The sequence below is a fragment of the Nocardia arizonensis genome (assembly GCF_001310275.1).
Taxonomy (GTDB): domain Bacteria; phylum Actinomycetota; class Actinomycetes; order Mycobacteriales; family Mycobacteriaceae; genus Nocardia; species Nocardia arizonensis.
This window is the reverse complement of the sequence record NZ_LGYZ01000093.1, coordinates 1-26,224: the sequence shown is the minus strand read 5'-3', so window position 1 is coordinate 26,224 and position 26,224 is coordinate 1. Positions and strand designations below refer to the sequence as shown.

General features: G+C 67.9%; 25 protein-coding genes. 12 read left to right on the top strand and 13 right to left on the bottom strand.

The window, feature by feature from the left end:
- Window positions 1-12: 12 nt before the first annotated feature.
- On the top strand, window positions 13-708 hold the full coding sequence (locus APZ21_RS23035; RefSeq protein ID WP_156371272.1) for an NYN domain-containing protein: 696 nt from the start codon (window positions 13-15) through the stop codon (window positions 706-708).
- The gene (locus tag APZ21_RS23030) at window positions 708-3,647 is read left to right on the top strand and encodes an MMPL family transporter (RefSeq protein WP_054815393.1); all 2,940 of its coding nucleotides are present in this window, start codon (window positions 708-710) and stop codon (window positions 3,645-3,647) included. Before APZ21_RS23035 ends, APZ21_RS23030 begins: the two co-directional genes overlap by 1 nt.
- Here APZ21_RS23030 and APZ21_RS23025 read toward each other — a convergent pair.
- The 3 genes from APZ21_RS23025 to APZ21_RS34325 all read right to left on the bottom strand — a co-directional run bounded on the left by APZ21_RS23025 (window position 3,613) and on the right by APZ21_RS34325 (window position 6,582).
- Window positions 3,613-5,832: a DUF2339 domain-containing protein gene (locus APZ21_RS23025; RefSeq protein ID WP_239476775.1), complete on the bottom strand. Its 2,220-nt coding sequence runs from the start codon at window positions 5,830-5,832 to the stop codon at window positions 3,613-3,615. The genes APZ21_RS23030 and APZ21_RS23025 overlap by 35 nt on opposite strands.
- A gap of 121 nt (window positions 5,833-5,953) precedes the next feature.
- Complete coding sequence (locus tag APZ21_RS23020) at window positions 5,954-6,421, bottom strand: hypothetical protein (protein WP_054815392.1); 468 nt, start codon at window positions 6,419-6,421, stop codon at window positions 5,954-5,956.
- Window positions 6,418-6,582, bottom strand: a complete 165-nt coding sequence (locus APZ21_RS34325) for a hypothetical protein (protein WP_156371271.1) — start codon at window positions 6,580-6,582, stop codon at window positions 6,418-6,420. Before APZ21_RS34325 ends, APZ21_RS23020 begins: the two co-directional genes overlap by 4 nt.
- A 158-nt stretch (window positions 6,583-6,740) precedes the next feature.
- Here APZ21_RS34325 and APZ21_RS23015 point away from each other — a divergent pair, with 158 nt between their 5' ends.
- Window positions 6,741-7,931: a helix-turn-helix domain-containing protein gene (locus APZ21_RS23015; protein WP_054815391.1), complete on the top strand. Its 1,191-nt coding sequence runs from the start codon at window positions 6,741-6,743 to the stop codon at window positions 7,929-7,931.
- Here APZ21_RS23015 and APZ21_RS23010 read toward each other — a convergent pair.
- The 3 genes from APZ21_RS23010 to APZ21_RS23000 all read right to left on the bottom strand — a co-directional run bounded on the left by APZ21_RS23010 (window position 7,921) and on the right by APZ21_RS23000 (window position 11,055).
- On the bottom strand, window positions 7,921-8,316 hold the full coding sequence (locus tag APZ21_RS23010; RefSeq protein ID WP_054815390.1) for a DUF3054 domain-containing protein: 396 nt from the start codon (window positions 8,314-8,316) through the stop codon (window positions 7,921-7,923). The genes APZ21_RS23015 and APZ21_RS23010 overlap by 11 nt on opposite strands.
- A gap of 131 nt (window positions 8,317-8,447) precedes the next feature.
- Window positions 8,448-9,530, bottom strand: a complete 1,083-nt coding sequence (locus APZ21_RS23005) for a lysylphosphatidylglycerol synthase transmembrane domain-containing protein (RefSeq protein ID WP_054815389.1) — start codon at window positions 9,528-9,530, stop codon at window positions 8,448-8,450.
- Between the two features lie 4 nt (window positions 9,531-9,534).
- Window positions 9,535-11,055, bottom strand: coding sequence for an adenylate/guanylate cyclase domain-containing protein (locus APZ21_RS23000; protein ID WP_174553609.1), 1,521 nt, complete (start codon window positions 11,053-11,055; stop codon window positions 9,535-9,537).
- A 445-nt stretch (window positions 11,056-11,500) separates the two neighbouring features.
- On the opposite strand from APZ21_RS23000, the gene APZ21_RS22995 reads away from it, so the two are divergent.
- The 4 genes from APZ21_RS22995 to APZ21_RS22980 all read left to right on the top strand — a co-directional run bounded on the left by APZ21_RS22995 (window position 11,501) and on the right by APZ21_RS22980 (window position 15,329).
- Entirely contained in the window at window positions 11,501-12,709 is a 1,209-nt protein-coding gene (locus APZ21_RS22995) for an AI-2E family transporter (protein ID WP_082393393.1), read from the top strand.
- Window positions 12,687-13,856: a MacS family sensor histidine kinase gene (gene macS, locus APZ21_RS22990; RefSeq protein ID WP_054815387.1), complete on the top strand. Its 1,170-nt coding sequence runs from the start codon at window positions 12,687-12,689 to the stop codon at window positions 13,854-13,856. Before APZ21_RS22995 ends, macS begins: the two co-directional genes overlap by 23 nt.
- A 96-nt stretch (window positions 13,857-13,952) precedes the next feature.
- Window positions 13,953-14,585 carry a response regulator gene (locus APZ21_RS22985; RefSeq protein WP_156371284.1) on the top strand — a complete coding sequence of 211 codons (633 nt, stop codon included), beginning with the start codon at window positions 13,953-13,955 and terminating at the stop codon, window positions 14,583-14,585.
- 51 nt (window positions 14,586-14,636) lie between these two features.
- Window positions 14,637-15,329, top strand: a complete 693-nt coding sequence (locus APZ21_RS22980; RefSeq protein ID WP_054815447.1) for a DUF1707 SHOCT-like domain-containing protein — start codon at window positions 14,637-14,639, stop codon at window positions 15,327-15,329.
- Window positions 15,330-15,429: 100 nt separating this feature from the next.
- Here APZ21_RS22980 and APZ21_RS22975 read toward each other — a convergent pair whose 3' ends face one another.
- A complete protein-coding gene (locus APZ21_RS22975; RefSeq protein WP_239476774.1) occupies window positions 15,430-17,040 on the bottom strand; it encodes an NTF2-like N-terminal transpeptidase domain-containing protein in 1,611 nt (536 codons plus the stop codon).
- Window positions 17,041-17,505: 465 nt separating this feature from the next.
- Between APZ21_RS22975 and APZ21_RS22970 the strand changes: the two genes are divergently transcribed.
- Both APZ21_RS22970 and aroQ read left to right on the top strand, forming a co-directional pair.
- Window positions 17,506-18,111, top strand: coding sequence for a hypothetical protein (locus tag APZ21_RS22970; protein WP_054815385.1), 606 nt, complete (start codon window positions 17,506-17,508; stop codon window positions 18,109-18,111).
- A gap of 53 nt (window positions 18,112-18,164) precedes the next feature.
- On the top strand, window positions 18,165-18,608 hold the full coding sequence (aroQ, locus tag APZ21_RS22965) for a type II 3-dehydroquinate dehydratase (RefSeq protein WP_054815384.1): 444 nt from the start codon (window positions 18,165-18,167) through the stop codon (window positions 18,606-18,608).
- On the opposite strand, the gene APZ21_RS22960 is transcribed toward aroQ, so the two are convergent.
- From APZ21_RS22960 to APZ21_RS22950, 3 genes are all read right to left on the bottom strand, one after another.
- Window positions 18,605-19,060, bottom strand: coding sequence for a nitroreductase family deazaflavin-dependent oxidoreductase (locus APZ21_RS22960; RefSeq protein WP_082393385.1), 456 nt, complete (start codon window positions 19,058-19,060; stop codon window positions 18,605-18,607). The genes aroQ and APZ21_RS22960 overlap by 4 nt on opposite strands.
- A gap of 63 nt (window positions 19,061-19,123) precedes the next feature.
- The gene (locus tag APZ21_RS22955; RefSeq protein WP_054815444.1) at window positions 19,124-20,254 is read right to left on the bottom strand and encodes a glycerate kinase; all 1,131 of its coding nucleotides are present in this window, start codon (window positions 20,252-20,254) and stop codon (window positions 19,124-19,126) included.
- Between the two features lie 105 nt (window positions 20,255-20,359).
- Window positions 20,360-21,973 carry an alpha/beta hydrolase gene (locus tag APZ21_RS22950; RefSeq protein WP_054815443.1) on the bottom strand — a complete coding sequence of 538 codons (1,614 nt, stop codon included), beginning with the start codon at window positions 21,971-21,973 and terminating at the stop codon, window positions 20,360-20,362.
- Window positions 21,974-22,130: 157 nt separating this feature from the next.
- Between APZ21_RS22950 and APZ21_RS22945 the strand changes: the two genes are divergently transcribed.
- Window positions 22,131-22,442, top strand: a complete 312-nt coding sequence (locus APZ21_RS22945; RefSeq protein WP_054815383.1) for a GNAT family N-acetyltransferase — start codon at window positions 22,131-22,133, stop codon at window positions 22,440-22,442.
- 1 nt (window position 22,443) lies between these two features.
- Here the strand turns inward: APZ21_RS22945 and APZ21_RS22940 are convergent, their stop codons facing one another.
- Window positions 22,444-23,205, bottom strand: a complete 762-nt coding sequence (locus APZ21_RS22940) for a lysophospholipid acyltransferase family protein (RefSeq protein ID WP_054815382.1) — start codon at window positions 23,203-23,205, stop codon at window positions 22,444-22,446.
- A gap of 90 nt (window positions 23,206-23,295) precedes the next feature.
- Between APZ21_RS22940 and APZ21_RS22935 the strand changes: the two genes are divergently transcribed.
- A complete protein-coding gene (locus APZ21_RS22935) occupies window positions 23,296-23,940 on the top strand; it encodes a YqgE/AlgH family protein (RefSeq protein ID WP_082393384.1) in 645 nt (214 codons plus the stop codon).
- Window positions 23,941-23,953: 13 nt separating this feature from the next.
- Here APZ21_RS22935 and APZ21_RS22930 read toward each other — a convergent pair whose 3' ends face one another.
- On the bottom strand, window positions 23,954-24,310 hold the full coding sequence (locus APZ21_RS22930; protein ID WP_054815381.1) for a type II toxin-antitoxin system PemK/MazF family toxin: 357 nt from the start codon (window positions 24,308-24,310) through the stop codon (window positions 23,954-23,956).
- Complete coding sequence (locus tag APZ21_RS22925; RefSeq protein WP_054815380.1) at window positions 24,307-24,537, bottom strand: hypothetical protein; 231 nt, start codon at window positions 24,535-24,537, stop codon at window positions 24,307-24,309. Before APZ21_RS22925 ends, APZ21_RS22930 begins: the two co-directional genes overlap by 4 nt.
- A gap of 496 nt (window positions 24,538-25,033) precedes the next feature.
- Between APZ21_RS22925 and APZ21_RS22920 the strand changes: the two genes are divergently transcribed.
- Window positions 25,034-25,357, top strand: coding sequence for a hypothetical protein (locus APZ21_RS22920; RefSeq protein ID WP_054815379.1), 324 nt, complete (start codon window positions 25,034-25,036; stop codon window positions 25,355-25,357).
- Window positions 25,358-26,224 lie beyond the last annotated feature (867 nt).

The following is a 26,224-nucleotide window of genomic DNA, read 5'->3' as shown; positions in this document are numbered from 1 at the left end:
CGAGGCTGAATCATGAGCGTCGGGGAGATGACCCACGAGGTCGTCGACACCCTCGGCGGCTCGACCCCGGACGTGCGCAGGGTGCTGCTCGTCTGGGACGCCCCCAACCTCGACATGGGACTCGGCGCCATCCTCGGCGGCCGTCCCACCGCCGCCTACCGCCCTCGCTTCGACGCGCTCGGTCGCTGGCTGCTCGCCCGCACCGCGGAACTGTCGGCGGGCAGCAGCGGCCGGGTGGAGCCGGAGGCCACCGTCTTCACCAATATCGCGCCCGGCACCGCCGACGTGGTGCGGCCGTGGGTGGAAGCACTGCGCAACGTCGGCTACGCCGTATTCGCCAAACCCAAGATCGATGACGACTCCGACGTCGACGCCGACATGCTCGCCCACATCGAGTTACGCAGCCGCGGCGCCGGTCTGGCCGGGATCATGGTCGCCTCGGCCGACGGTCAGGCATTCCGCGAACCGCTAGAGACGCTCGCCGCGCACGGCGTGCCCGTACAGGTATTGGGCTTCCGCGAGCACGCGAGTTGGGCGGTCACATCCGATACCCTCGAATTCATCGATCTCGAGGACATCCCGGGTGTGTTCCGCGAACCACTGCCCCGGGTCAGCCTCGACTCGCTGCCCGACGAGGGTGCCTGGCTTCAGCCGTTCCGGCCGCTGTCGGCACTGCTCACCTCTCGCCCCGCTCAAGGAGTCGCTTAGTGTTCACACGCTGGGGCGATCTGGTCTACCGGCTGCGCTTCGCCGTCCTCGGCGTGGTCGTGGCGGCGCTACTCGGGCTCGGCGGGTACGGGTTCGGGCTCGAAGACCATCTCAGCTCCAGCGGATGGGACGACCCCACCTCGGAATCCTCGCGAGCCGCGCAGATCGCCGACGCGGCCTTCGGACGCGATCACAACAGCGACGTGATCGTGCTCTACACCGCGCCCGAGGGTAAGACCATCGACGATCCGCAGTTCCGGCAGAAGGTCGTCGACAGCCTCAACGCGCTGCCCAAGGACCATCCGAACGAGATATCCCGGGTCAACGGCGCGTACTGGCAGACCGAGACCGGTCCCGGCGTGCCGCTGACCTTCGGCTCCAAGGACAAGAAGTACACCTTCGCCTCGCTGGCGATCGTCGGCGACAACGACACCGATATGGTGCGCAACTACCGCAAGGTCAAGGACGCCTTCTACATCGCGGACGTGGATGTGCAGGTCACGGGTCTGCAAGCGGTGTCGGGCACGCTGAACGACACCATCGCCAGTGATTCCAAGCGCATGGAGATGCTGGCCATCCCGGCCGTGGCCGTGCTGCTGTTCTTCATCTTCGGCGGTGTCGTCGCGGCCGCGCTGCCGCTGCTGATCGGCGGGCTCACCATCGTCGGCGCCAACGGCATCGTCATGTTCCTGACGAGATTCACCGAGGTGAACTCCTTTGTCGGCGGCGTCGTCTCGATGATCGGCCTCGGTCTGGCGATCGACTACGGCCTGTTCATCGTGAGCCGATTCCGCGAGGAGGTCGCCGAGGGGTACGACACCGCCGCGGCCGTGCGGCGCACGGTCATGACCGCGGGCCGCACCGTCATGTTCTCCGCGACCATGATCATCGCCAGTCTCGGCGGCATTCTGTTGTTCCCGCAGGGCTTCCTGAAATCGGTCGCCTTCGGCACCATCGCCACCGTCTCGCTGGCCGCGCTCACCTCCATCACCATCCTGCCCGCGGCGCTCGGCGTGCTCGGCCCGCGCGTGGACGCGCTGGGTCTCAAGCGCTTCCGCAAGACCAAAACCGCCGAGGACATCGAGAACGGCATCTGGGGGCGCAGCACCCAGTGGGTCATGAAGCATCCGCTGAAGATCGCGGTGCCGATCTGCGTACTGCTGCTGCTGTTGATCATCCCGGTGAAGAACCTGGCCTTCGGCGGAATCAACGAACGCTATCTGCCACCGGACAATCCGACGCGCACCGCGCTCGAGGAGTTCTACCAGATCTTCCCGCTGAAGAAGACCGACCCGGTGCAGTTGGTCTTCGTCTCCGACGACTCCGCGGCGGTCGGCAAACTGTGGAAGGAAGCCAACGAGGCGCCGGGGCTCACCGGCGACTTCGAGGTGCCGAGCCGGTCGAATACCGATCAGACCGTCTACCGCACCAGCGCCACGCTGGAGGATTCGGAGTACGCCGAACCGACGATCGACTATCTGCGCTCGCTCGAGATTCCCGAGGGCGTGCAGATGTATGTCGGCGGACAGCCGACGATCCAGATGGACAGTATCGACGCGCTGCTCGACCGCATGCCGTTGATGATCGCCCTGGTCCTGTTCGTCACCACGGTGCTGATGTTCCTGACCTTCGGCTCGCTGGTGCTGCCCATCAAGGCCGCGCTGATGAGCGCGCTCGGACTCGGCTCCACCCTCGGCATCCTGACCTGGATCTTCGTCGACGGTCACGGCGCGCGCCTGCTGAACTTCACACCGCAGCCGATCATGTCGCCGGTGCTGGTGCTGATCATCGCGGTGATCTACGGTCTGTCCACCGACTACGAGGTGTTCCTGCTCTCGCGCATGGTCGAGGCCCGTTCGCAGGGCGCCTCCACCACCGAGGCGGTGCGCATCGGCACCGCGCAGACCGGTCGCATCATCACCGCCGCCGCGCTCATCCTGCTCGTCGTCGTCGGCGCGTTCGCCTTCTCCGATCTGGTGATGATGCAGTACATCGCCTACGGCCTTATCGCGGCGCTCTTCATCGACGCGACCATTCTGCGCATGCTGCTCGTGCCCGCCACGATGAAACTGCTCGGCGACGACTGCTGGTGGGCGCCCGCGTGGATGAAACGGATACAGGAGAGGGTCGGACTCGGCGAGGTCACCCTCGACAACGAGCGTCCCGGCGGCGGCGAATTGGTCGACCTGGTCAAGACCACGCCGATCACCGATCCGGTCACCATGCAGATGCCCGCCGTCGACGGTGCGAAGCTGCGTAACTCGCCGCGTCGACCGCGCACCGTCGAGGAGATCGAGGCCGAGGCACCCACCGCGCGGATCGGCGCACTCGGACGCGGCGCGCGGGCGGGCCGTCCCGGTTCCGGACCGAAGAAGTCGGCTCCCGGCAAGGCCGCGCCACAACAGCGGCCGACCCCGCCTGACACGACCAGGCCGCGAACCACCTCGACGTCCGCGCCCGCCGATCCCACGCGAGCGCGCGCGGTGCCGCCGACGGTGTCCGCGCCGGAGACGAACCGCCCCGACAAGGGCGAACCGCCCCGGCCGCCAATCGAACCCGAACTACCGCCGACCGAACCCGCGCCCGCGGTGTCGCGCGGCGCCGAGGCGATCCTGCGGCCGATCGGGAACTCCGATCTGTCGCGCAGCGCGCCGCCCGCGGTCCCCGCCCCGCGGCCCACCGAGGTTCCGCAGCCGCGCGCGGCGGATATCGCCGCGCGGACCCCGGACGCCGATCACCGGCCCGCCCATCACGCCGCGCACGGCCCCGCGGCCGAGGAAACACCCGAAGAGAACCGCAGCAGCATCGAGGACTGGATGGCCGAACTGCGGTCCTCACGGCGGCGCATCGCCGATAGCGGCGACGAGGGCCGGCACAGCGGTGGTGACGGCCGCACGGTCAGCGTCAACGAACTCCTTCGTCGCCGCGATCACGAGTAATGGAGCCTGCTTCGGCGAAGGCACGGGCGTAGCGGGTGCCCGCCACCAGCAGCAGGACGCCGACGACGAGGAAGGCGGCCACGCGGACCAATCCGTCCAGGGTGGCCAGATCGAACAGGAACAGTTTGGCCAGTGCCGCGGCGGTCACCAGCAGGCCCGATCCGAGCGCGACCTTGGCCACCGCGGGCGAGCGGGACAGATTGCGCAGACCGTAGAACAGCGCGCCGGTGGCCGCCGCCATCCACAGAATGGTCGCGGCGCTGTGCCCGACCACGAATCCGTCCGCCGCGCCCGACACCACACCGAGCGAGACGGTCGCCGCGGTCACCGCGTAGAGCCCGGCGACGCTCGCCGCGATCCACAGCAGTGATTCCTCCGAGGTGCCCGCGGACATGGTCGGCAGGGTCCGCAGACCCCAGACCGCCACCGCGACGGTCGCCAGCAGCACGATGGCCGCGAGAACAGTGGAGATGTCGAGTCGATCCTGCGCGAGCTGTTGCACGGCAAGGGTTTTCGGTGTGGCGTCGATGAAGAAGCCGAGCCCGCCGAGCAGAGCGAATACCGTGCCGATAATCGCCGCGACCCGCGAACGCCGCTGTCCGGCAACGGCCAGATAGCCGATGGCGACCAGCAGCAGCGCGATGGGCGCGGTCTGCGTGTCGGTCACGCCGAAACAGACCTCCAGCAGCGCGAAGGAGCCGGCGACCGCCGACACCGCCGCCGTGTGTCCCGGAATTCGCAGCGCCGCACGCGATTTGGGGAGCAGGTAGGGCGCGCCCACCGCGAGCAGCGCCGCCGCGGCGCCGCCCGCGATGAGCGCGACCGCCGTGCGGTCGAACAGTACCGGCACCACAAGCAGCGGTGTCACGGCCATTGCCAGCGACACGGTGGCGGTGATATCGCCCGCGCGCCGCCGCACCACGAGCACGGTGCCGACGAGTCCGATCACCGCGATGGCGATGGCCGCGGCCAGCAGTTGGTATATCTTGTCGTCCTCGGGGCGGTCGATCAGCGCCAGCGCGGTGAGCGCCAACGTGGCCAGTGCCGCGGGCAATGTGCGCACGACGTGCAGGACCGGCCAGTCACGCACCAATTGCACCGGCAGGCAGGCCAATTGGAGCACGATCAGGAATCCGAGCAACACGAGTCCGTCTCCGACAGCGGGTGTGAGCGCGGCCGCGCCCGCGACCACGAGCACCGCCAAGGGCTGCGACTGCCAGCGCATCGACAGCGCGACGCCGCCCGCCGCCACACCGAACGCCACCGCGAGGCCCAGCGCCGGATACAGCCAGTGATAGACCGCGGTGACCGCGACGACATCCAGATACGCCCCCGCGATACCGGTGGCCGCCAATGCGATCGCCCCGACCCGGCCGCCGTCGCGACCGAAAGTCCGCATCCCCGCACCGACCAGTGCGGCCGAGAACACCGCGCCCGCGACGACTCTCGGCACCGGCCCGAAGAATCCGGCCTGCGCCGCGAGCACGAGCAGCATCACGACGCCGATCAGCGTGACGCCAACGCCGGCAACCGCGAGGACACGGCTGATCACCCCCTCCCGCTGCCACCAAGGGGTCCGCTCCACGACCTGCCGCGGCGGCACCGGCGGCACCGCCGGCGGCCAGCCACCGGCGGGTACACCCCACCGCGGCGGTACCGCACCACCCGACAGCGGCGGTGCCGCACCACCTCGCGCATACGGCATCCCGGGGCCGGGCGCACCCGCCCACCCCGGCGCGCCCGGCACAGCCGTACCGGGCGCGGGCGCACCCGGCCACACCGCGCCGGGTTGCGGGGCGCCACCCGGAGGAACCTGCGGCACAGCGGGATTCGGCGCCCCGACACCCGCGCCATAGGGCACATTCGACGCCGCGGGCCGCTCGCCGCCGCGGGCGTCCGCACCCGCGGCTTCGTCGGCCGGACTCGGCCCGGCCGCGGGCGAAGCATGCGATGGCGGTACGGCGTCACTCGAGGCCGAATCGGGCGCGACCCGTGTCGATTGCGCCGCAGGATGTTTCGCACCGGACGGGACCGCGGGCACGTCCGGTGCCGGAGCGTCGAGGTCGGCGAGGAGTTGGAGGCGGAGCAGGTCAAGGTCGCGGCCGAGTACGCCCATCTTGGTACCCAGCGCGGTGAACTCACCCGAGAGCCGTGTGATCAGCGCCGGGTCGATGGAGGTCGTCATGGCACCATGATCGACGCGACGCCGTCCCTGGACATGAGTAGAAACCCCCCGACGGCCCACGATAACTACCCCACCGACCCCCACCCGTCTGTCCGGGTGGGGGCCGGAACCGCCAGGCGGTCTACTGGACGGGTGCGCGACGGCCGGTCACCTGGTGAACGGCGCCGATCACGGCCGATCGCGGCGGCATGCGCAGCACGCCGGGGGCGGGTTCGCCCGCCCAATGCCATCCGAGTGGCGAATCGGTGGTCGGCAACAGGACTTGACGTCCGCCGGGAACCACCGTGACCTGATGTCCGGCCAGATAGCGCCGGACGGGAACCTCGACGGGCGTGGCCGGGCTCGGCGGCGCGACCAGGAAGGTCCAGGTGCGTTCGCCGGGATCGGCCACCACCGGCGCGGTATAGCTCCGGTCGAGGGTGCCGAGCACCTTGCGCCCCAGTTCCGGGGGCATGACGACGGCGCCGAGGATAGAGCCGGTGACGATCATCGGACGCCCGGCGAGCAGTTGCACCGGAAGTCCGTACCGATGTCGCAGCAGGTGCGCGATGTCGTGGGGTGTGTGACAGCGTTCGAACACGACACTCACCCCTCACCGTATTCGCCGGACAGGTCGCTGCTGATCTGCGACGGTAGTAGCAAGTCGTGCAGTCCGTCGGCGTCGCGGGTCGTAGCCGCCCGTCGATCGGAATGTGTCCCCGGCTCGTTCGCGCGATCGGCGCGAGGAGCCTGCACGATGGTATTCGGCATTGTTGTCATTGCCGCCGCCCTTTGCATTCTCAAAGTTGCAGAAAGGCAACGGTATTCCAACTGGCGATGAACTAGTCGTACGAGTTGTCCCACTTCGGGTGACCGGGATCGCTTAGCGTCGTACTCTGAAACCCAGATGTAACAAAGGACTTGGGTACATGGACGATACGTCGATTGGTGTGCGAATCCGGCACTTCCGTGGCAAAGCGCTGACCCAGCGCCAGCTCGCGGATCAGGCCGGTGTGAGCGTTGACCTCGTGCGCAAGCTCGAGCAGGGCGGACGTCAGACCGCGTCGATCGCGAGCCTCCAGAAGATCGCGCGCGCACTTGATGTCGACATCTCGGATCTGGTCGGCAAGCGTCACGGGATACCTTCCAGCAATCCCGACGCGGGTATCGTCGCGATCCGCCGCGCGCTCACCCCGGTCGACGATCTGCTCGGCGAGGTTCCCGAGGAGCAGGCCGTCAGCCTCGACGCGGGCAGCCGCGCGGTCGATTACGCGTGGGGCGCGTACTGGACGGGCCGCTACGAACTGCTCACCACGATCCTGCCCACCGGGTTGACCCAGTTGCGCGCCACGGTGCACGCCGCGCGCAACGGTTCGGTCGCCCCGGCCAACGAACTGCTGGCCCGCATGTACTGGGTGACCGGCTGCACCCTCGTGCATCTCGGCCAGACCGATCCGGCCTTTCTGGCGATCCGTCAGGCGCTCGGCGCCGCCGAACACGGCAACGATCCGCTGCTGCGCGCCACGATTCAGGGCTCGGTGGCCTGGCAACTGCTCGTCCAGGGACGCTACGACGAATCCCGCAAGGTCGCTTTACGCGCCGCGTCGGATCTGGAGCCCGCGGGCGAGGAGTCCCAGGCGCATCTGTCCGCCTACGGATCACTTGTCCTCCAAGGCGCGACGGCCGCGGGCCGAGCGCAGAACGTGCCGGAGGCGCTGTCGCTGATCGAGGCGGCGAGCGAGGTCGCCCTGCGCGTAGGCGTCGACCGGCAGGACTACGAGACGTACTTCGGTCCGTCGCAGGTCGTCATGCAGACCGTCGATGTCAACGTCTCCTCCGAACGCTATACGGAGGCACTTGCCGCGGCCAAGGAGATGCCGGTGAACGTGGGGCTGCCGCAGGCGTCCCGTGCCCGCCACCTCGCCGACACCGCGGTGGCGTGGGCGCGCACCGGTCAATACCAGCGGGCGCTGGACGCGCTGCTGACCGCCGAGCGCGTCGGCGGTTCGGACTGGATGAAGTATCAGACGCTGCCGCGTCACGTGGTGTCGGAACTGCTCGACCACGACCGCCGGGTTCCGCTTCGCGCATTCGCCCGTCGCATCGGGGTCAACGACTGATATTGCGGGGCAGCGCCGCCATCGCCGCGCGCCAGCCGAGCAGGAACAGCGCCAGCACTATCGTGGCGACCACGACGAAGCTCGCCGCCACGCCCTGACCGGTGATCGCCCGCAACATCATTCCGCAGCCAACGGTGGTGAGCCAGATCACCACGCCCGTCGGCCACGCCCGGCGCGCGTCGAAGTCCGAGCGGCGGTGTGTCTCCGGCACGAACCGTAGCCACACCGCGAAAGCGATCGCCCAGCCGAGCACGAGCCCGACGGCGAACGGCCACACCGTCTCCAGTAGGCCGCTGACCACCGCCTCGCCGTGCGAGCCGCGGCCGATCGCGGCGAACAGGATCACCAACGCCAGATCGACCCCGAAGGGGGCTGCTTTCTTCACACGGTCAGCGTAATCGGGTCCGCCGATTGGTACGGAGCGCCACGGCGGCCCCTCGCGGTCCGTATTCGGAACCGCGCTTCCTCGACCGCGGCGGCCGCTGGATGCGGGCGTTCCTCTAGATGCGGCGTCCTCTAGATGCGGCGTTCCTCGAACTCCTTCTCGAAGGCGGCGTCATCGGCCTGCGGGGTGCGGAACAGGAAGGCGAACACGATCCAGCCGATGATCGCGATCATGATGAAGCTGACCAGGCGATAGACGAAGGCCACCGCGACCGCTTGCGCCGCGGGCAGACCGGCCGCCGCGGTGAGGCCGTAGATCAGGGTCGCGTCGACGTAGACGATGCCGCCGGGCGCGAACGGGATCGAACCCACCGCCTTGCCCGCGGCGAAGGCCAACAGCAGACCGGACAGTTTGGGTTCCGCGCCGACCGCGTAACAGGCCGCGCCCAGACAAGCGACATCGCTGAAACGGTGCACCAGCGCCCAGAATCCGACCAGGACGCCGTCGCGCCTACCCAAGTCCACCGATTCGAGCTGGCTCAGAATGTCGGCGACCTTGTGCATTCCGCGGTCGGCCGGACGCTTGCGTATCCGGTTCACCAGGGCGAGCATGCGCCGCAGCACCGACTCCAGCGAACCGGGATTGCGCGAGATGTAGTTGCCCGCCCAGATGAGCGCGGCGACCCCCGCCAGCGTGAAGGCGAGTTTGAACGGACCGATCCGATTACCGACCAGCAGCGCGCCGCCGACACCGAGCAGCGCCAGTCCGGCGGTGGCGATGACGCCCGAGATCACCAACTGCCAGGACGCCACGATCGGGCTCGCGCCCCAGCGCCGGGTCTGCCTATAGGTGAACGCGGTCGAGAACACCTGACCGGCGGGCAAGGTCACCGACATCGCCGTGGCGCCGTAGACCACCGCCACCGACTTCCGTTGCGTCACATCGACGCCGCCCGCGTGCAGCAATTGTTTCTGCACCCGCCCGAATCCGCTCATGGACAATGCCTGGAGCCAAATACAGAGCGCCAGCCAACCCCAGTGGATTTCCGTGAGCTTCTGCCAGGATTCGTGCAGACTCGGCCACAGATAGACGCCTTCGCCGATGAGCAGGGCCACCAACGCGAATCCGAGCAGCCATTTCACCCAGCGGAAACGACCGCGGCGACCCGACGTCTTCTGCGCGGGCTCGCCCCTCGCATCACCCTGGGCCGTCACGCGGTCAGCCTAACGAACCCAGCGATTCGCCGTCTGCATCCAAGTCCCGCCCTCCGCCGTCCTTCGGCCACGCCAAACGGGTCTTCCGACGGCGGCCGCGCAGTTGAACCTCGTCGCCGGATATCCACAATTCCTGCTCACTCTCATCGGCGAAGTACAGCGCACTCCCCGAGGCCAGCACCCGTCCGGGCCGGTCCTTGGCGAGTTCGGTCAGGCGCGACGCCTCGTTCACCGGATCGCCGATCACCGTATATTCGAATCGGTTCGCGGCGCCGATATTCCCGGCGACGGCGAGTCCCGCGGAAACTCCGATGCCGATATCTAGGCCGGGAACTTCCCGCAGCGCCTCGCGCAGTTCACGGGCCGCGGCCAATGCGGCGGTGGGCGCGTCGGGACGGTCGAGGGGGGCGCCGAAGATGGCGAGCGCGGCATCGCCGACGAATTTGTTGACGAACCCATGATGGCGGTCGATGACGTCGACCACGATGCGGAAGAATTCGTTGAGCAGGCTGACCACCTCGGTCGGCGGGCGTTCGGCCGCCGTCGCCGTCGAGCCGACCATATCCACGAACAGCACCGCCACGAATCGGGTCTCACCGCCCAGTTCGGTGCCGTAGTCGAGTGCGCGCTGCGCGACTTCCTCACCCACGTGCTGACCGAACAATTCCTGCAACTGGCGACGTTTGGCCGCCTCTTCCATCATGCGGTTGAAACCGACCTGGAGGAGTCCGATCTCACTGCCGTCGAACACCTCGACCTGCACGTCGCGCGCGCCGCCCTGCACCCGGTCGATGGCCTCACTGAGCTGGCGCACCGGATCGGAGATGCTCGAACCGGTGAGCATGGACAGCGCGAGCGCCTGCATGATCACCACACCCGACAGCAGCAGGATCGAGATGGCCAGCGACTGCGCCGAGAACTTCACATCCGAGGTGATCTGGGTTACACACAGCAGCACGATGGCGATGGTCGGGGCGAAGGTGCCCATGCCCCAGGTCATGGCCATACGGGTGCCGACCCCCGGGGTGAGGGTGTGGTCGAAGGTGCCCGCGGTCAGCGCCTCGGCGGCGACCGGGCGCAGGATGCGTTCGCCCAGCATGTAGGTGAAGCCGAACACGATGGTGGCGGCCATGCATTCGGTGACGATCACCGCGCCCGCGAGTTCCGGGGTGCCCGAGATGATGAGCGCGGCCAGCACCGCGCCGCCGATCAGCCACAGCACCAGGTGCACGATCGCCTGCCGCAACGGCGCGTGCAACGCCGCCATCTGTTCCTGGCGGCTCGGCGGCCCGCCGCGCACCTGCCACCGCATGACCGGGCGCAGCATCAATGCCGACGCGGCCAGACTCAACAGCCCGCCCGCGATGAACACCAGGGCCGGGACGAACAACCCGACGCTGCGCGCGCCGGCCGCCTCCCCTTCCGGAACGGGGAGCCCATACTGGATGAACGCCCAAACCAGCACCGCGCCGAAGGCATTGGCCAACAGCATCGACGTCAAGTACAGCGGCCAGCGCGTTCCCATGGTCTGTTTGACCGCTTCCAGAGGCGCTGACACGAGCACCAATCTAGCGTTTCGCCCTCGCGGGCATGGTGGCGGCGCTTCACGATGCGGAGCGAGTGCGCGAACTCCGCCACCCTGACGATCAGGCTCGCCGAGACAAGCGACCGGGCTGATCGTTCTGCAACTGCACCGGTCCGAAATCCTGTCGGAACCCACGCTGACAGTGTCACCATGGTTCGAGGCCAGGCGCGCCGAGTACTACGACAGGCTTCTGGCGGTCAGCACGACGGGTGACTGGGACGGGTGGATCAGGTTATTTGCCGAAGGGCTCGCGGTCTCGGCGGATACCACAGCCAGACAGCTCACGGATCGCGAGCGGGGCCGGTGGGCGGGTGAGGCGGTTAGGCTCGCTGAGGTGAGCGAGCAGAAGCAGAAATTCGCGCCGACCGCCAACGCGGCCGAGGCCGTGCATCCGCTGGTGCGGCAGTCGGCGGCATGGTCGTGGCGGCTGCTGGTGATCTTCGCCGCGTTCTATGTGGTGTCCATGGTGGTGCAGCGGCTTGCGACGGTGGTGATCCCGCTGGCCATCGCGTTGCTCGCGGCCGGACTGCTGGCGCCGCTGGTGGATTGGATGCAGCGGCTCGGGGTGCCGCGGTGGGTGGGGGTTTTCGTCGCGCTGGTCGGTTCGCTCGGTCTGGTCGCGGGCATCATGACCTTCGTCATCGAACAGTTCGTGGCGGGCATGCCGCAGCTGTCCGACGAGATCACCCAAAGCATCCACAAGATCCAGGACTGGCTCATCAACGGTCCGGCGCATATGAGCAACGAGCAGATCCGCAGCGCGGGGGACACGATCGTGCGGATGATCCAGTCCAATCAGGACACCGTCACCAGCGGGGCGCTCACCACCGCGACGGCGATCGGGCACATTCTCACCGGCGCGTTCCTGACCCTGTTCATCCTCATCTTCTTTCTCTACAGCGGCGATCAGATCTGGCACTTCACGACCCGCATCGTGCCGACGCCGCATCGCGAACGGGTGCGCCTGGCCGGCCAGTTGGGTTTCGGGACGCTGGTGGGATTCGTGCGTGCCACGGTCGCGGTGGCCGCGGTCGACGCCATCGGCATCGGCGCGGGTCTGGCGATCCTCGGCGTGCCGCTGGCGCTGCCGCTGGCCTCGCTGGTGTTCATCAGCGCGTTCATCCCGATCATCGGCGCGTTCCTGGCCGGGTTCATCGCCGTATTCATCGCCCTGGTGACCAAGGGGCCGGTGACGGCGCTGATCGTGCTCGGCATCATCATCGCGGTGATGCAGCTGGAAAGCCATGTGCTGCAACCGTTGCTGCTCGGTCGCGCGGTGAGCATCCACCCGCTGGCCGTGGTGTTGGCGATCACCGCGGGTGTCGTGGTGGGCGGAATCGCGGGCGGTCTGCTCGCGGTGCCGTTCGTCGCGGTGATGAACACCGCCATCCGGTCGCTGCTCGCGGACAATCCCGAGGAGGCGTTCGAGGAGTTGCGCACCGGCGAGCCCGGCCGGATGTACTCGGCGGAACCGGACAGGTGGCCGGAACCGGATCGATTCGACGTCGCGGCCACGCTGCGCCACGAGAGCGTGATGCTGCACAAGTCCGACGGAGCGGAACAGGCCGCCGATGACGGCGACCCGAACCACTGAGCTCAGCCCCGCCGACGCCGCGACCGCCCCGTTGTGGCGGGCGGTGCAGGCATTCCGCCTTGTCACCCTGCTCTATGCGATCGGTCAGCAGGTCGCCTCGGTGCCCTACTACCAGAATCAGCGGCTGAGCTGGGTTTTCATCGCGTTGATGGCGGTGTGGTCGGGTGCGTCGGCGCTGCTGCTCTCGCACTGGTACGTCGCGAACGTGAACCGGGTACGAACCTGGGTGGTGATCGGTGACCACATCGTGGTGCTCGGGCTCGTCGGCGCCACGCGACTGGTCGCCGACTACGACTGGTACCACGGCCATCAAACCCTGCCGACCACGATGTGGGCGGCCAATGCGGTGATCTCCGCGTCGATCCTGCGCGGGCCGGTACTCGGCGTCGCCTCCGGCGTGCTCATCTCGGCGGTCATCATCACCGTGCGCGGACAGTGGGGCCAGGACGTGTGGGCCGACGCCACCATGCCCGTGCTGGTCTCGGTCGGGCTGGCGCTCGGACTGGCCGCCAATACCGCGCGCCGGGCACAGGAACAGCTCCAGCGGGCGGTGCGGTTGACCGCCGCCGCCGAGGAGCGCGAACGCCTCGCCCGCGAAGTGCACGACGGCGTACTCCAGGTGCTGTCCTATATCAAACGGCGCGGCGACGAAATAGGCGGCGCCACCGAGGAACTCGCGCGGCGCGCCGGTGAGCAGGAGGTGGCGTTGCGCGTGCTCATCTCCGAACAGGGGGTGCGCGCCGACGGGGGCGGCGCGGAGGTCGACCTGCGCCCGCTGCTCACGGTGCACGCCACACCGACCGTCTTCGTCTCCACGCCGGGCGAACCGGTCACGGTGGGGCGTTCGACGGCGACGGAGGTGGCCGCCGCGGTCGCCACGGCGCTGTCCAATGTCGCGCTGCACGCCGGTGCGCAGGCCAAAGCCTATGTGCTGCTGGAGGATACCGGGGACGAGTTGATCGTGAGCGTGCGCGACGACGGCGTCGGCATCGAACGCGGACGACTCGCGCAGGCCGCGGCCGAGGGCCGGATGGGGGTATCGCGGTCGATCGTCGGGCGCGTCGAGGCGCTTGGCGGCACGGCGGAACTGCTCACCGAGGGCTCCGGCGAGGGCGTCGAATGGGAATTCCGGGTGCCCCGCCGGTGACCCCGGTCTCTGGCACCATGAGAACCGCGGTTCGGGCGGGATGGATACGGAAGGTGCGCGGTGACCGACGACGATGCGGCCGAGACGATTTCGGTCATGGTGGTGGACGACCATCCGATGTGGCGTGACGGCGTGTCCCGTGACCTCGCCGAGGCCGGTTTCTCGGTGACCGCGACCGCCGACGGCGTCGCCGCCGCGACCCGCCGGGCCGCGGCCGTGCGCCCGGCGGTGGTGCTGATGGATATGCAGCTACCCGACGGCAACGGCGCCGAGGCCACCGCCGAAGTGCTGCGGGTCTCACCGCACAGCCGGGTGCTCGTGCTGTCCGCCTCCGCCGAACGCGACGACGTGCTCGACGCCATCAAGGCGGGCGCCTGCGGATATCTGGTGAAGAGCGCCTCGGCGGCCGAACTGATCGACGCGGTGCGCGCGACCGCCGCCGGTCAACCCGTGTTCACCCCCGGACTCGCGGGTCTGGTGCTGGGGGAATACCGCCGCATGGCGACCACGCCGGCCGAACCCGACCAGCCGTATCGTCCCGCGCTGACCGAACGCGAGACCGAGGTGCTTCGCATGGTCGCCAAGGGGCTCTCGGCGAAGCAGATCGCCTCCCGGCTCGGCCTCAGCCACCGCACCGTGGAGAACCACGTCCAGGCCACGCTGCGCAAACTCCAACTGGCCAACCGCGTAGAACTGACCCGGTACGCGATCGAACAGGGCTTGGAATAATCCGGGTTTGCCCTGATGTCGGGTGGCGGTCACATCGGTAACCTCGAAGACATGGGCGGCCCGGAATTCCAATCGGTCTCGAACGGCGGCGCTGTCGGCGATCGTGAGCTGCGCGTCTCGGATGCCGAGCGCGAGCACGTCGGTCAGTTGTTGCAGCGCGCGGTAGGTCTCGGCATGCTCTCCCTCGGAGAGTTCACCGAGCGCATGGATACGGCGCTGGCCGCCAAGACCCGCGGTGAACTGAATTCGGTGCTGGTCGACCTGCCCGGCGTCCGCATGATCGGACAGCAGGCCGCGCCGCGCGCCCCGTTCGTCGGTGCCGCGCCGTCGTTCCACCATCCGCGCCCGATGCCGCCGCGCCCGCATCCGGCGACACCCGGCAATATGATCCGCTCGCGCATGTCCGGGGTGAACCGCCGCGGCCCCTGGCAGGTGCCGCCCAGGCTGTTGCTGAACAACTGGTTCTCCGGGGTCACCCTGGACTTCACCGAGGCGATCATGTCCACCCAGGTGGTCGAACTGCATGTCGACGACTATTGCAGTTCCCTCAACCTCATAGTCCCCGCCGAGGCCACCGTCGATCTCGACAATGTCGACCTCGTCGGCTCCAGCGTCAACAACAAGGTCCGCAGCGGCCCGCCGCTCGGCAAACTCCACATCTCCGTCCACGGCAGCGTCCGCTTCGGTTCGGTCACCGCCAAACACCCCTTCGGCGTCCAATGGCGCAAACTCCTCGGCCAGTGAGCGCCTCCCGCCCGTCGCCGGCGGAGGATATTTTCCCGAGGTGACGCCGCGGGGCGACGCGACCGAGGACCGTGTACCGCGCGACCCGGTAGGAACCCGATCAGGGTTCCGGGGTGGCGAGGGATTGGAGCATCCGGGCGGCCATTCGGGTGGCGGCGTCGCCGCTGTCGACATCGTTGATGTGGATGGCGAAGGCGAGGTCGCCCATGTTGGCGATCAGCCAGCCGTCGGCGCCCGCGGTGGCGGCGAACCCGATGACATCGCGGCGGGCGCGCAACGGGGCGAACTCCGGACCGTTGGCGGCGTCGCGCAGCATGGTCCGCAACCGGTCGGTGGCCTCGTCGGGCAGTGGCTGGAGTTGGGCGTCGGTATTGCCGGGGTGGCCGAGTTCGATCATGGGCGCGGGGACCGCGCCGCGCGCGATGGCGGCGGCGGCGATGGCCATGCCGAAGGGACTGGCCAGCACCGCGTCCGAACCGCCGCCTTGGCGGACCTGTTCGGCGCTGCGGCCAGCGATCGCCAGACGTCCGGTGACTTCGTCGAGTCCCGGCACCTGGAAGTCGATGCCGATGCCGAGCCTGCTCGCGGCCTCGGCCGCCTGCTGCACCGACACATCCTGCGGCGCCTTGTTGTCGACCACCGCGGCGATGGCGCGCAGCAGTTCGATATTGCGCCCGATCGGATACAGTCCGGTGAAGGCGACCGATCCGTGTTCGCTGGCCTGACTGTTCTGCGCGACGGCGACGACCGCCCCGCTCGAGGGCTGGATGGCCACGATCGAGGCGGGGGTGCCCACGCTGACCACCGCGTCCTCGGCCGCGCGCTGCAAACGCTGGTCCATCGCCGCGGCGATATCCGGTCCGGGCGGACCCTGATACCCGGCCACCTGACTCACGAAGCGGCCGTCGGCCTCGAAAATCTGTACGCCCCAGCCGGAATGCTGTTCCTGGCTGTCCTGCCACACCTTGCGCAGCGCGTCCAGCTGCGGTGACCAGACGCGGCGGTCGGAGGAGATGAGCCGCGGCTGCTTCTCCATCACCACGCCGGGAATGGGGGCCATCACCGGTTCCAGGATCGCGAAGTCGCCTTCGCGCAGATTCACCGCGACCACCGGTTTGCCCTGTGAGGCGGCCAACTGCTGCATGAGCGAGGGGCCGGTGATGAGGGGCGCGACCGGTTCGATGGCCTTGGCGAGCGCATTCGTGGAGGCCACCGGATCGGTGATCTTCGCCGGATCCAGTTTGACCACGTTGAGAACCTGCTCGTGCATGAGCGGCGCGCCGGTGATGTCGATGACCCGCGGCGGCGGGGCGGGCAGGGTGCGGACCAGTTTCACGGTGCGCTGACCCGACAGCTGCGGCATCACCAGGCCGGGTTCCCATGAGATGCGCCAACCGATGGCCAGCTTCCGTACGGTGCCCTGGATGCTGTAGTGCCAATCGCGGTTCTCGCCGAAGTTCCAGGCGACGTCCATGCTGAAGATGGCTTGCTGGGCGTCGAGACCGATGAACTGGGTCTTGGCGTAGTCGACCGTGCTCGGATGCAGGCCCTCGAACATTTGCTTCAAGGTAGCTTGAGCGCCATTGGGATATGAGGTCAGTCCCGCGGCCTCGGTGTAGTCCTGTTTGTCCAAGAGCTCGGTGAAGCGTTCGACGATGCCCTCGGCCTCATTCGGTTCGGCCTGGAATCCACACGATCCCAGAGCTGTCACTACAGCCGCGACTCCCGCGAGTGCCAATGCGCCCCGGACGCGGAAGCGGCGGAATCCCCAGCCATCCATGTCGCCCACTCTTCACTCTTGTCACTCCAGTAACAAGACCACCGTACCTAATTCTTACCAACCCGTAAGCGCCCCGTTAGCCGGGACGTTACCCGTGCTCAGCGTCCGATTGTGCCCGAAATTTCGGTGTCGAGTGGCTGATCGAGAACGGCGTCCAGTCACAAGGCGATAACCGGCGCCGTTACCGTACCGGGCGAGACGCGCCGGGGCGGCATTACGGTCGAGCTCGGCGATTCGAGTTCGGATCACCGCCGCCGACCGCACCTGCATCTCTGATTACCACCGCTGAAACGGGTTCACGAAGAGCATAATCCCCTGCTGCGATTACGGCGTAATCTTGTAATCACGGCGCCATAGTAAGTATGAAACCACTGATCGCACGAAGAGGTGAGCCCCGTGAGACATGACAACAGGGGACGGCGTTTCGGCAGACCCGGCGGTTGGCAGCAAGCCGATCTCCCCGATCCGGCCGATGTGCCCGATTGGTTCGCCGGCCGATTGCCAGAAGAGTGGTTCGTGGGTCAGCCGCATATCGAGATCGACCGCGACGAGATCGTGGTGATCGGCGAGCTGCCGCTGCCGCAGTCGGAGAAGTCCGAGGAAGCCGGGTCGGGCGAATCCGACGCGCCGACCGAGGGGTTGCCGCGCGCGACCAAGGAGGGCGCGGTCGCGCGCTTCCGCGAGTCCACCCGACCGGCCCGCATGCAGATCGCCGGTGAGGCGCAGCACCGCTACGGGCGCAGCGTCGCCTGGGGCGTTTCGGTGGACGGTGAACGAATCATGTTCACCCAGTTGGCCGTTCCGGTCATGACTCGTTTGCGCCAGCCCGAACGCAAGGTACTCGACACCCTGGTCGACGCGGGCGTGGCCCGCTCCCGCGCCGACGCACTGACTTGGACCGTGAAATTGGCAGGCAAGCACGCGGAATCGTGGCTGGCCGAGCTGCGTGACGCCATGCGCAAGGTGGACGACCTGCGTGCGGAGGGACCGGAGGGACTCTGAGCGGTTCGGCATGCCGGATAAGCGGCGGGCCGGGGCGGGATTAGGGTTTGCCTATGGCAGACACCGCCGCCCCGATCCTCGTCTTGAACGGCCCGAACCTGAACATGCTCGGGACAAGGCAGCCGGAGGTGTACGGGTCGGAGACGCTCGACGACGTGCTCGACCTCTGCCGCCGCACGGCCGCCGAATTCGGGCGCGCGATCGTCGGTTTCCAGTCGAATTCCGAAGGCGCGCTGATCGACCGGATCCACGCGGCCCGCGGCGCCGAGTCGGCGATCGTGATCAATCCGGGCGGGTTGACCCACACGTCGGTGGCGCTGCGGGACGCGCTGGTGATTCCCGAGGTGCCGATCGTGGAGGTGCACCTCAGCAACGTGCACGCCCGCGAGGAGTTCCGGCACCATTCCTTCGTTTCCGGGATAGCCACCGCGGTGATCGCGGGCATGGGCATCGAAGGGTACGCGGCGGCCGTCCGGTTCCTGGCCGCGCGCGGCTAGGACGTCGCGGAGATGCGGAACACCGGGAATCCCGGCGCGATCTCGGCGAGTTTCTCGTCACTGGCGTCCTTGGTGACGCCCTCGAAGAACTTGCCCACCTCCCAGCCCCACTTGCTCAGGTAGAGCCGCAGCAACGGCACCTTCTCCGCGTCGGGAACCTCGGTGGCGCCGAAGGTTTCGACCTTTCGGCCGAGTCGCAGCTCCCCTTCCCCCGAGGCCCGCAGGTTCTTCACCCACTGCGTCTGCCCGCGCGGCGCGACCAGATACCGCGACCCGTCGGCGTCGACGAGCAGATTCACCATCGTGGTCCGCCATTGCCCGCTCTTGCGCCCCCGCACCGCGAGCAGCCGCGACCCGAGCACGCTGATGCCGAGCTTGGGCAGCAGGTTGAAGATTCGATTCATCACCGGTTCGAAGCCCTTGGGGGCGATGTACCGAGTCTCGGGGTTCATGATCTCTCCTTTGTGAGCACCGCTCTCTGTTGAGAACAATGTTCCATGCTTCCGCTCACAAAGTCAAGAGCACTGCTCTCGAATCGGCCGCAGATGATCGCGGGCGATGCGGTCGCCTATGACGGGCATGAGATCGGCCGCGTCGGCCATGCAGCGCACCGGATCGGGTTCGAGGTCGGTGAGGGCGTAGCAGCCGGCGAAACCGGCTTCGCGGACACGGTCGGGTGTGAGCAGGGTGCGCCCGACCGCCGCGACGACCGGTACATGCGCCGCGCATGCCGCCGCGCAGACGCCGATCGGGGCCTTGCCGTGCAGACTCTGGGTGTCGAGCGAGCCCTCTCCGGTGACCACCAGCGCGGCGCCGTCGAGCAGCTTCGGGAACTCCAGCAGGTCGAGGACGACCTCGATGCCGCTGCGCATCCGCGCGCCGAGGACGGCGAGCGCGCCGAATCCGGTGCCGCCCGCCGCACCCGCGCCGGGCCGGCGGGCGTAGTCGACGCCCGCGACCCGCGCCCAGCGGGTCAGCGCGTCCTCCAGGATCGCGCGCGCGGCGGCATCCGCCCCCTTCTGCGCGGCGTAGACCTCGACCGCGCCGTGCGGGCCGAGCAGCGGGTTGTCGACATCGCAGGCCAGGGTGATCCGGGCCGAGCCGAGTGCGGAATGCATTCCGGCCGTGTCCAATTCGGCGACCTGCGCCAAGGCGGCGCCGCCGTGCGGCAATTCGCGTCCTGCCGCGTCGCGGACGCGGGCGCCGAGCGCACGCACCATCCCGGCGCCGCCGTCGCTGGACGCGCTGCCACCGAGGCCGATCACGATATCGGTCGCGCCGCGATCCAGCGCGTCGGCGATGACGACACCCAAGCCGTATGTGCTCGCGCCGAGCGGATCGAAATGGCCGCCGGGCAGTTTCGCCAGACCGACCGCGGCCGCCAGTTCCACCACGGCCGTGTCCCCGCGCATGGCGTATACCGCTTCGTCCGGCGCACCGGTCGGCCCCGGAGCCGCCACGGCGATTCGCCGCCAACCGGAGGCGAGGAACGCCTCGACCGTCCCCTCCCCGCCGTCGGCGACCGGGACGGACACGATCTCGACATCCGGGCGCGCCCGCGCGATACCGGCCGCGAGCCCGCGCGCCACCTCGGGCGCGGTCAACGAACCCTTGAACTTGTCGGGGGCGAGCACCACGCGGACCATCCCCACATTCTGCGGTGCGCCCCGCATCCGCGCACGTCAGAGGCGGGCGGCCGACTCCGTGCCGGGTCGCCGATCCGCGCGCTCGGGCATTCGGCGACTCGAGGATCAGCGGACGGCGAGCGGTGCCTGATCGGCGCGGTTGATATAGACCTGTCCGGTGCGCAGATAGGTGAGCACGGCGTCGTCCACCGCGGGATTGCCGCGGCCGAAGGTGCCGTGGTCGCCGCCATCGACGGTGATCAGCGACCCGTTGAGCGCCTGCGCCAGCGCCGGACCGCCCTCGTATTTGGTGAGCGCGTCATAGCGGCTCTGCAACAGCAGCGGTCGGTTGGCCAGACCCGCCCCCGAGACCTGTGCCGGGCGCGTGACCGGACGCCAAGAACCGCAACTGATTCCGGCGCGGACCATATCGGCGCGGGCGTCCATCGCATTGCCGCCGGACGCGATGGTAGCGACGGCGGAGGCGAGCAGTTCCGGCCGCGGTTCCACGGCGTTCTCGTTACAGGTGATCGCGGAGAAGACGAAGCGGCCGGTCGGGTCGGTGGCGGTGGCGCCTTCGATGGCGAGCAGCCGCTGCACATTTCCCGGATTCGTATTGGCATCGGCCATCGCCCGCGCGAAGGTCGGCCAGTACGAGCGCGTATAGGTGGCGACGGCGGTCGCCCCGACCAGCGGCACCTGCGCCGAAGCGCCGCCCGAGACCAGGGTGCGCACCAGATTCTGCACCTTGACCGCCTGTTCGGCCGACCCGTCGACACCGTCGCGGGCGATCTCGGCCAACGGCTCGGGCAGTTCACCGGGCAGGTCGGCGACACTGGCGGGCGGCGGAGTCAGGTTGGCGTACCAGCCGCCGCCCTGCGCCGACACCAGCCGCACCCAGTTGCGGTACACCTGTAGCGGAGTCTCGCCCAAGTGGTATTCGCCGCTGTGTTCGGCGATCCAGGCGAACAGGTCGTCGAGGCGCTGCTTGCCCGCGACCTGCTGCTGAGCGAACTCCTCGGTCCACACCCAGTGCGGATTCACGTTGGAGTCCAACACCATTCGGTGCACGCGGTCGCCGAACAGGGTGGCGTACACCGCGCCGAGGTAGGTGCCGTACGAGGTGCCGAGGTAGTCGATGCGGTCCAGACCGAGCGCGGCGCGCACCGCGTCCATATCGCGCGCGGTGTTCTCGGTGGTGATGGTGTCGAGGTAGCCGGGTCGCGCGGCGTCGCAGGCGGCCTTGATCTCGTCGCGGCTGCCGCCGCCGAGCGAAACCTGTTGCGCCTCGGGCTCGGCGGTGTCGATGGCGCACTGCAACGGTGTGGCCCAACGCAATCCGCGTGGCTGCACGGCGATAAGGTCGTAGTCGCGGTAGATCTCGGCGGGCAGGGTGTCGGTGCGCCGTGACCAGTAGTCGAGCGCGTCGGCGCCGGGACCGCCCGGATTGGCGAAGATCGCGCCCCGGCTCGTGCCGGTGGCCGTCATGCGGCTGACCGTGAGTTCGATTGTCGGGCCGCCCGGTTCGGCGTAGTTCATGGGCACCCGGATCACCGCGCAGCGAACCGCGCGCTCGGATGTCACCGAACCGTCGGGACAGTCGCCGAAAGTCGGACCGGGCGCCGCGCCCGCCGCGCCCGCGACCATCGATACCCCGACCGTCGCGGTGACCGTCAGCGCCGCGACCAGCCGCGATAAGCGCCGGGCCACGCGCGGCCCGGCGACGGGAGTCCTCATCATGTCGTACCTCCGCGCGGCCATCGCCGTCCGACATGCGCCGCGCACATGAGCATTCTGCGCAGTTCGCGCACCGGCGGACAAGTCGAACCGGCGATTTCACAGTCGATCTCCGCATCGCGATGTGGGTGGGGCCGCCGCGGCGGAGTAGCGTCGAACCATGTCGACCGAGGTCCGCAACAACACCGCACTGGAACGCTTCGAGATCTACGTCGACGGCGCCATCGCCGGCTACGCCGAATACCAGGACACCGCCTCCGAACGCGCGTTCGTGCACGCCGAGATCTCCCCCCGTCACGAAGGCCAGGGCTACGGCCGCGCCCTGGTCGAAGCGGCCTTGGACGACTCCCGCCGCGAGGGCTACGGCATACTGCCGCTGTGCCCGATGGTGAAGCATTTCGTGGAGACCAACGGCGAGTACGTCGCGGCGGTTCCGCAGTGGGCCCGGGAGCGACTCGGCCTGCCCCAGTAGTTCAGTAGTTCGCCACGGCCCCGTCGAGCGCCTGCTGGAGGTCGATGCGGGCCAGCCGCGCGATCTCGGCGGGTTTGGCGGGCAGTTCCAGTATCGGGTTGCCGAAGTAGAAGCTCGCGGACTTCGCCTGCTCCTTTGTCGGCTCCACCGCGGGGTCCGCGCGCGGGCCGTAGCTCAGCGCGAGGCTCACCAGCGCCGGCTGCGCACCGAGCTTCATCGCCCGGAACGCGATGTGTCCGATTCCGCTGCCGACCGCCTGCACCTGGGTCGGGTCGACGTCGTTGCAGGTGCCCTCGGGGAAGATCGCCAGGTGGTCGCCGCGGGCCAGCCGCTGCGCGCAGACGTCCATCATGCGCTGACCGGCCGCGTTGACGGCCCTGATGCCGTGGTCCTTACCGCGGAAGACCGGTATGCCGCCCATCATGTCGACCTTGCGCCGCTGGTCGGGTTCGATGAACAGCTCGTCCTTGGCCAGCACCCTGACCCTGCCGATAATCGGCCGTAGCGGGCTGCGCCAGGCCGCGGCCGCCACCGTGTACGGGTCGTTCTGGGACAGATGGTTGATGGAGTAGATGGTCGGGCGACCCGACTTCACCAAAGCCCGCACCTGGTCCTCGGCTCCGTCGGCGAAGCTGATCCTGGGGTGGTAACGCCTGCCGAGCAGTGCGTACGCGCTCCACGCCTTGAGCCGATTCTGGCGATGGTCGCGGTAGTAGTCGTAGACGGTGTCAGCATTGTCGAGGATCACCTCGGGCAGTCGCATACCCGGGAGCCTACGACGCCACGCCCGCCGTATCCGTCCCGGGCGACAACCATCAGTGCGCAAACCCGATCCAGCTGCGATGATGTCGGAGTGGCACGCGGAGATGAACCGGACGAGCGGCAGACTCACGGCGGGCACGGTGATCGTCGTCGGCGCGAGTCCCGCCAGGGCGAACAGGTGGTCCGCGCGGGCTCGCTGCTGGTCTCGGCAACCGATCTGGTCGAACCGACCTTCCGACGGACGGTCGTCTACATCATCGAGCACAACGAGGGCGGCAGTCTCGGGGTCGTGTTGAACCGCCCCAACGACACCGCGGTCCACGACGTGCTGCCGCGCTGGTCCGAGGTCGCCGCGCCCCCGCGCACACTGTTCATCGGCGGACCGGTCAAACGCGACGCGGCCCTGTGCCTCGGCACACTGCGGGTAGGCGTATCCATAGCGGGCGTACCCGGCCTGCGCCGCGTAGACGGCCGCGTAGTACTGGTCGATCTGGACGCCGACCCGCACCGCATCGCCCCCCTGGTGGAAGGCATCCGAATCTTCGCCGGATACGCGGGCTGGACCTTCGGCCAATTGGAGGGCGAACTCCAGAACGACGACTGGATCGTCATATCGGCCCTCCCCGGCGACCCCATCAACCCCGACCGCACCGACCTGTGGGCAAACGTCCTGCGCCGCCAGCCACTCCCCCTGTCACTACTGGCCACCCACCCCATAGAGCTGGAACGCAACTAACCGCTGTTTCCCGCTAACCTTCCATCACCGTGAAATCGCTGATCCAGCGGCGAATCAGCCCGAGTGTCTCTCTACTGACCGAACCTGCTACGCCAGTGATCCGCTGGGTGCTCGCGGTGCGAGGTTGTTCGGTCATGGCGAAGGAAATCACGGGCAGTCCGAGGTCATCGCCTCGCAACTGGACATGGTGGGGCCACCCGCGGTCGGTGGTGGTCACCGGCACGATGACGACAAGCCCGCGCACGGCCCGCAGGTAGTCGGCGGTGGATATGACCACCGCCGGACGTCGGCCGTTCTGCTCATGACCTCGGGTTGGGGAGATGTCGGTCCAGATGACGTCTCCGGGGTTGCACGACGGTCGGGCACTCACCGATCGTCGTCCTCCAGCCCGTCTTCGAGCGTGTCATCCCAGGCATCGACCTCGGCGACGTAGTCCGCGTCCATTTCGGAGTACGCGGCCGCGACAGCGGCGAACCGCTGTCGACGGTCGTGCTCGTCCAACAGATGGGCAATGGTCTGAGAGACGGTGCGACCCTCCGCTTGCGCCAGAGTGCTCACACGCTCACGCACCGATTGCTCGACCTTCATCGATGACATCGGAGAACCCATGGTACGTACCTCCCTTCACGACTATGGATACAAGTCAGGATACCGAATCGGCATACTTTTGGGGATACCCGAGGTGGAGATCGCGATGAGAACGGGTAATCACGAAGTTCGTGCTTCAAGCCCCAGCAGCCCTCTTGATCTTCTCAGCCAGTCGCTTGATCCCAATCAGTCGTTGTCTCGATGATCTTCTTCGCCCATTTCTAGATATCCCCGGCGTCGTCGGCCCAGGTCCGACTGCTCCACACACCGTCGCGCATTCCCATCGATCAAACCTCCCACCACCCGACGACAGAGTCGATCGGCAGCCGAACCCCGACTGTCAGCGGCCAGCCTGAAACTCCCCACCGACGACCACCCGCAAGATCGCCAGCAAACCATCTGAGCCGCGACCAGAGAAGTCGACTTCACGGGCCTGTCGATGGAATATTTCCGCTCGACCAAGAAACGCTGTCGCAGAAGGGATTCCCCAGTCAGAATTCTCGGTGTGACCGAGCGGGCTTGGATCCTGGCGGCGATCGTTGGTGGCATCGCGGCGCTACTTCTGCTGTTGTGGCTCGCTGGACTGGTATCGAGCCTGATCTTGGAGGTATTCCGCAGGGTGCCGTTCCTGGGATGGTTGTACTGGTTGGCCGTTCCTACCCTGCTCGTCGTCGCTTTTATTGCCTGGCAATGGATTCCATTGGCAATCGGCTTGTCAATGCCCATACTCGCGATCGTGGTTGGTGGCGCCGGCACGTCGTACGACGAATCAACGGGTCGCGTGCGCGGAAGCCATAGTCGCCGACGACACTGGGGACAGAACAGGTAAAAGCGGATCCTGCGAACCCGTGAGCACTGCGGCACAACTCGGGAGGGTATGTAACGCACCACGAGAGTGCTTGGCGCCCTGAAGACTTCATGAGCGAAGTTGGACGCTCCAGACGGCTTGACCGACTCCGACAGTGGCCTCGTTCCAGAGACTGCTGCATGGGTGGACCTCAGCCCGGCCCCGTGGAAAGAGCTGCGGGCGTAGAGCCGGCTGCTACGTGTTATGCCGCAAAGGTGACCCGAGGAGCTGCACATCAGGGATGGATCCTCGATCGGCGATGCTGACCCATGTCGGATTGATGATGCATATGCGCCGCGCTTTGGAAAGCCATCGTCCAATTGGTCACTTCCACAGCTGATGGTCCGCGCTGCCTCCCTACGTGTCAGCACCGTCTCGTCGGTGCCGAGGAACGCCATGTTGTCCGCTGTCTCGGCGATCACCTCATGCCATCCATCGTCGCGCAGGCCGGCTACTACCTTGCAGATGAAGCAGGGGTTCGACCGAAGTCGCCGCGCATAGTTTCGGCATCCTGCCGACTCCGCTTCGGTGCAGCCACTTCCCCCGCGCCAGTTCAGCGCTCCACCTGCAGTCAGGCTACTGAACATCCGGTAATCGGCATGAGCGCGCGTTCGGCACAGTTCGCCGGTTATGCCGGGATGTGTCAACTGGCCGCCGGCGGGGACCCTGAGCTGGCCGCTGATACCCAGCCGCAGAAAGCTTGCGATCCCCTCATATCGCGGGCAGCGAAGAAGTCGCGGCAGCGAGCCAGTTCGCGGCCGTCTCGCGTCCGAGTGGTCGAGACAATGCGCCGCAGGCGCGAGTATCGGCCGCTCGGACGCGAGACAAAAGGGGCCGCGAACCCGCCGC

What these genes read in the sequence shown, in the direction of transcription:
- APZ21_RS22955 (WP_054815444.1), bottom strand. Translation starts at nt 20,254, where the DNA reads ATGGTCCGCGTGGTGCTCGCCCCCGACAAGTTCAAGGGTTCGTTGACC.
- APZ21_RS22985 (WP_156371284.1), top strand. Translation starts at nt 13,953, where the DNA reads ATGGTGGTGGACGACCATCCGATGTGGCGTGACGGCGTGTCCCGTGAC.
- APZ21_RS22960 (WP_082393385.1), bottom strand. Translation starts at nt 19,060, where the DNA reads ATGAACCCCGAGACTCGGTACATCGCCCCCAAGGGCTTCGAACCGGTG.
- APZ21_RS23035 (WP_156371272.1), top strand. Translation starts at nt 13, where the DNA reads ATGAGCGTCGGGGAGATGACCCACGAGGTCGTCGACACCCTCGGCGGC.
- macS (WP_054815387.1), top strand. Translation starts at nt 12,687, where the DNA reads ATGACGGCGACCCGAACCACTGAGCTCAGCCCCGCCGACGCCGCGACC.
- APZ21_RS22950 (WP_054815443.1), bottom strand. Translation starts at nt 21,973, where the DNA reads ATGATGAGGACTCCCGTCGCCGGGCCGCGCGTGGCCCGGCGCTTATCG.
- APZ21_RS23025 (WP_239476775.1), bottom strand. Translation starts at nt 5,832, where the DNA reads ATGACGACCTCCATCGACCCGGCGCTGATCACACGGCTCTCGGGTGAG.
- APZ21_RS22945 (WP_054815383.1), top strand. Translation starts at nt 22,131, where the DNA reads ATGTCGACCGAGGTCCGCAACAACACCGCACTGGAACGCTTCGAGATC.
- APZ21_RS22940 (WP_054815382.1), bottom strand. Translation starts at nt 23,205, where the DNA reads ATGCGACTGCCCGAGGTGATCCTCGACAATGCTGACACCGTCTACGAC.
- APZ21_RS22925 (WP_054815380.1), bottom strand. Translation starts at nt 24,537, where the DNA reads ATGTCATCGATGAAGGTCGAGCAATCGGTGCGTGAGCGTGTGAGCACT.
- aroQ (WP_054815384.1), top strand. Translation starts at nt 18,165, where the DNA reads ATGGCAGACACCGCCGCCCCGATCCTCGTCTTGAACGGCCCGAACCTG.
- APZ21_RS34325 (WP_156371271.1), bottom strand. Translation starts at nt 6,582, where the DNA reads ATGCCGAATACCATCGTGCAGGCTCCTCGCGCCGATCGCGCGAACGAG.
- APZ21_RS23015 (WP_054815391.1), top strand. Translation starts at nt 6,741, where the DNA reads ATGGACGATACGTCGATTGGTGTGCGAATCCGGCACTTCCGTGGCAAA.
- APZ21_RS23000 (WP_174553609.1), bottom strand. Translation starts at nt 11,055, where the DNA reads ATGGGAACGCGCTGGCCGCTGTACTTGACGTCGATGCTGTTGGCCAAT.
- APZ21_RS22980 (WP_054815447.1), top strand. Translation starts at nt 14,637, where the DNA reads ATGGGCGGCCCGGAATTCCAATCGGTCTCGAACGGCGGCGCTGTCGGC.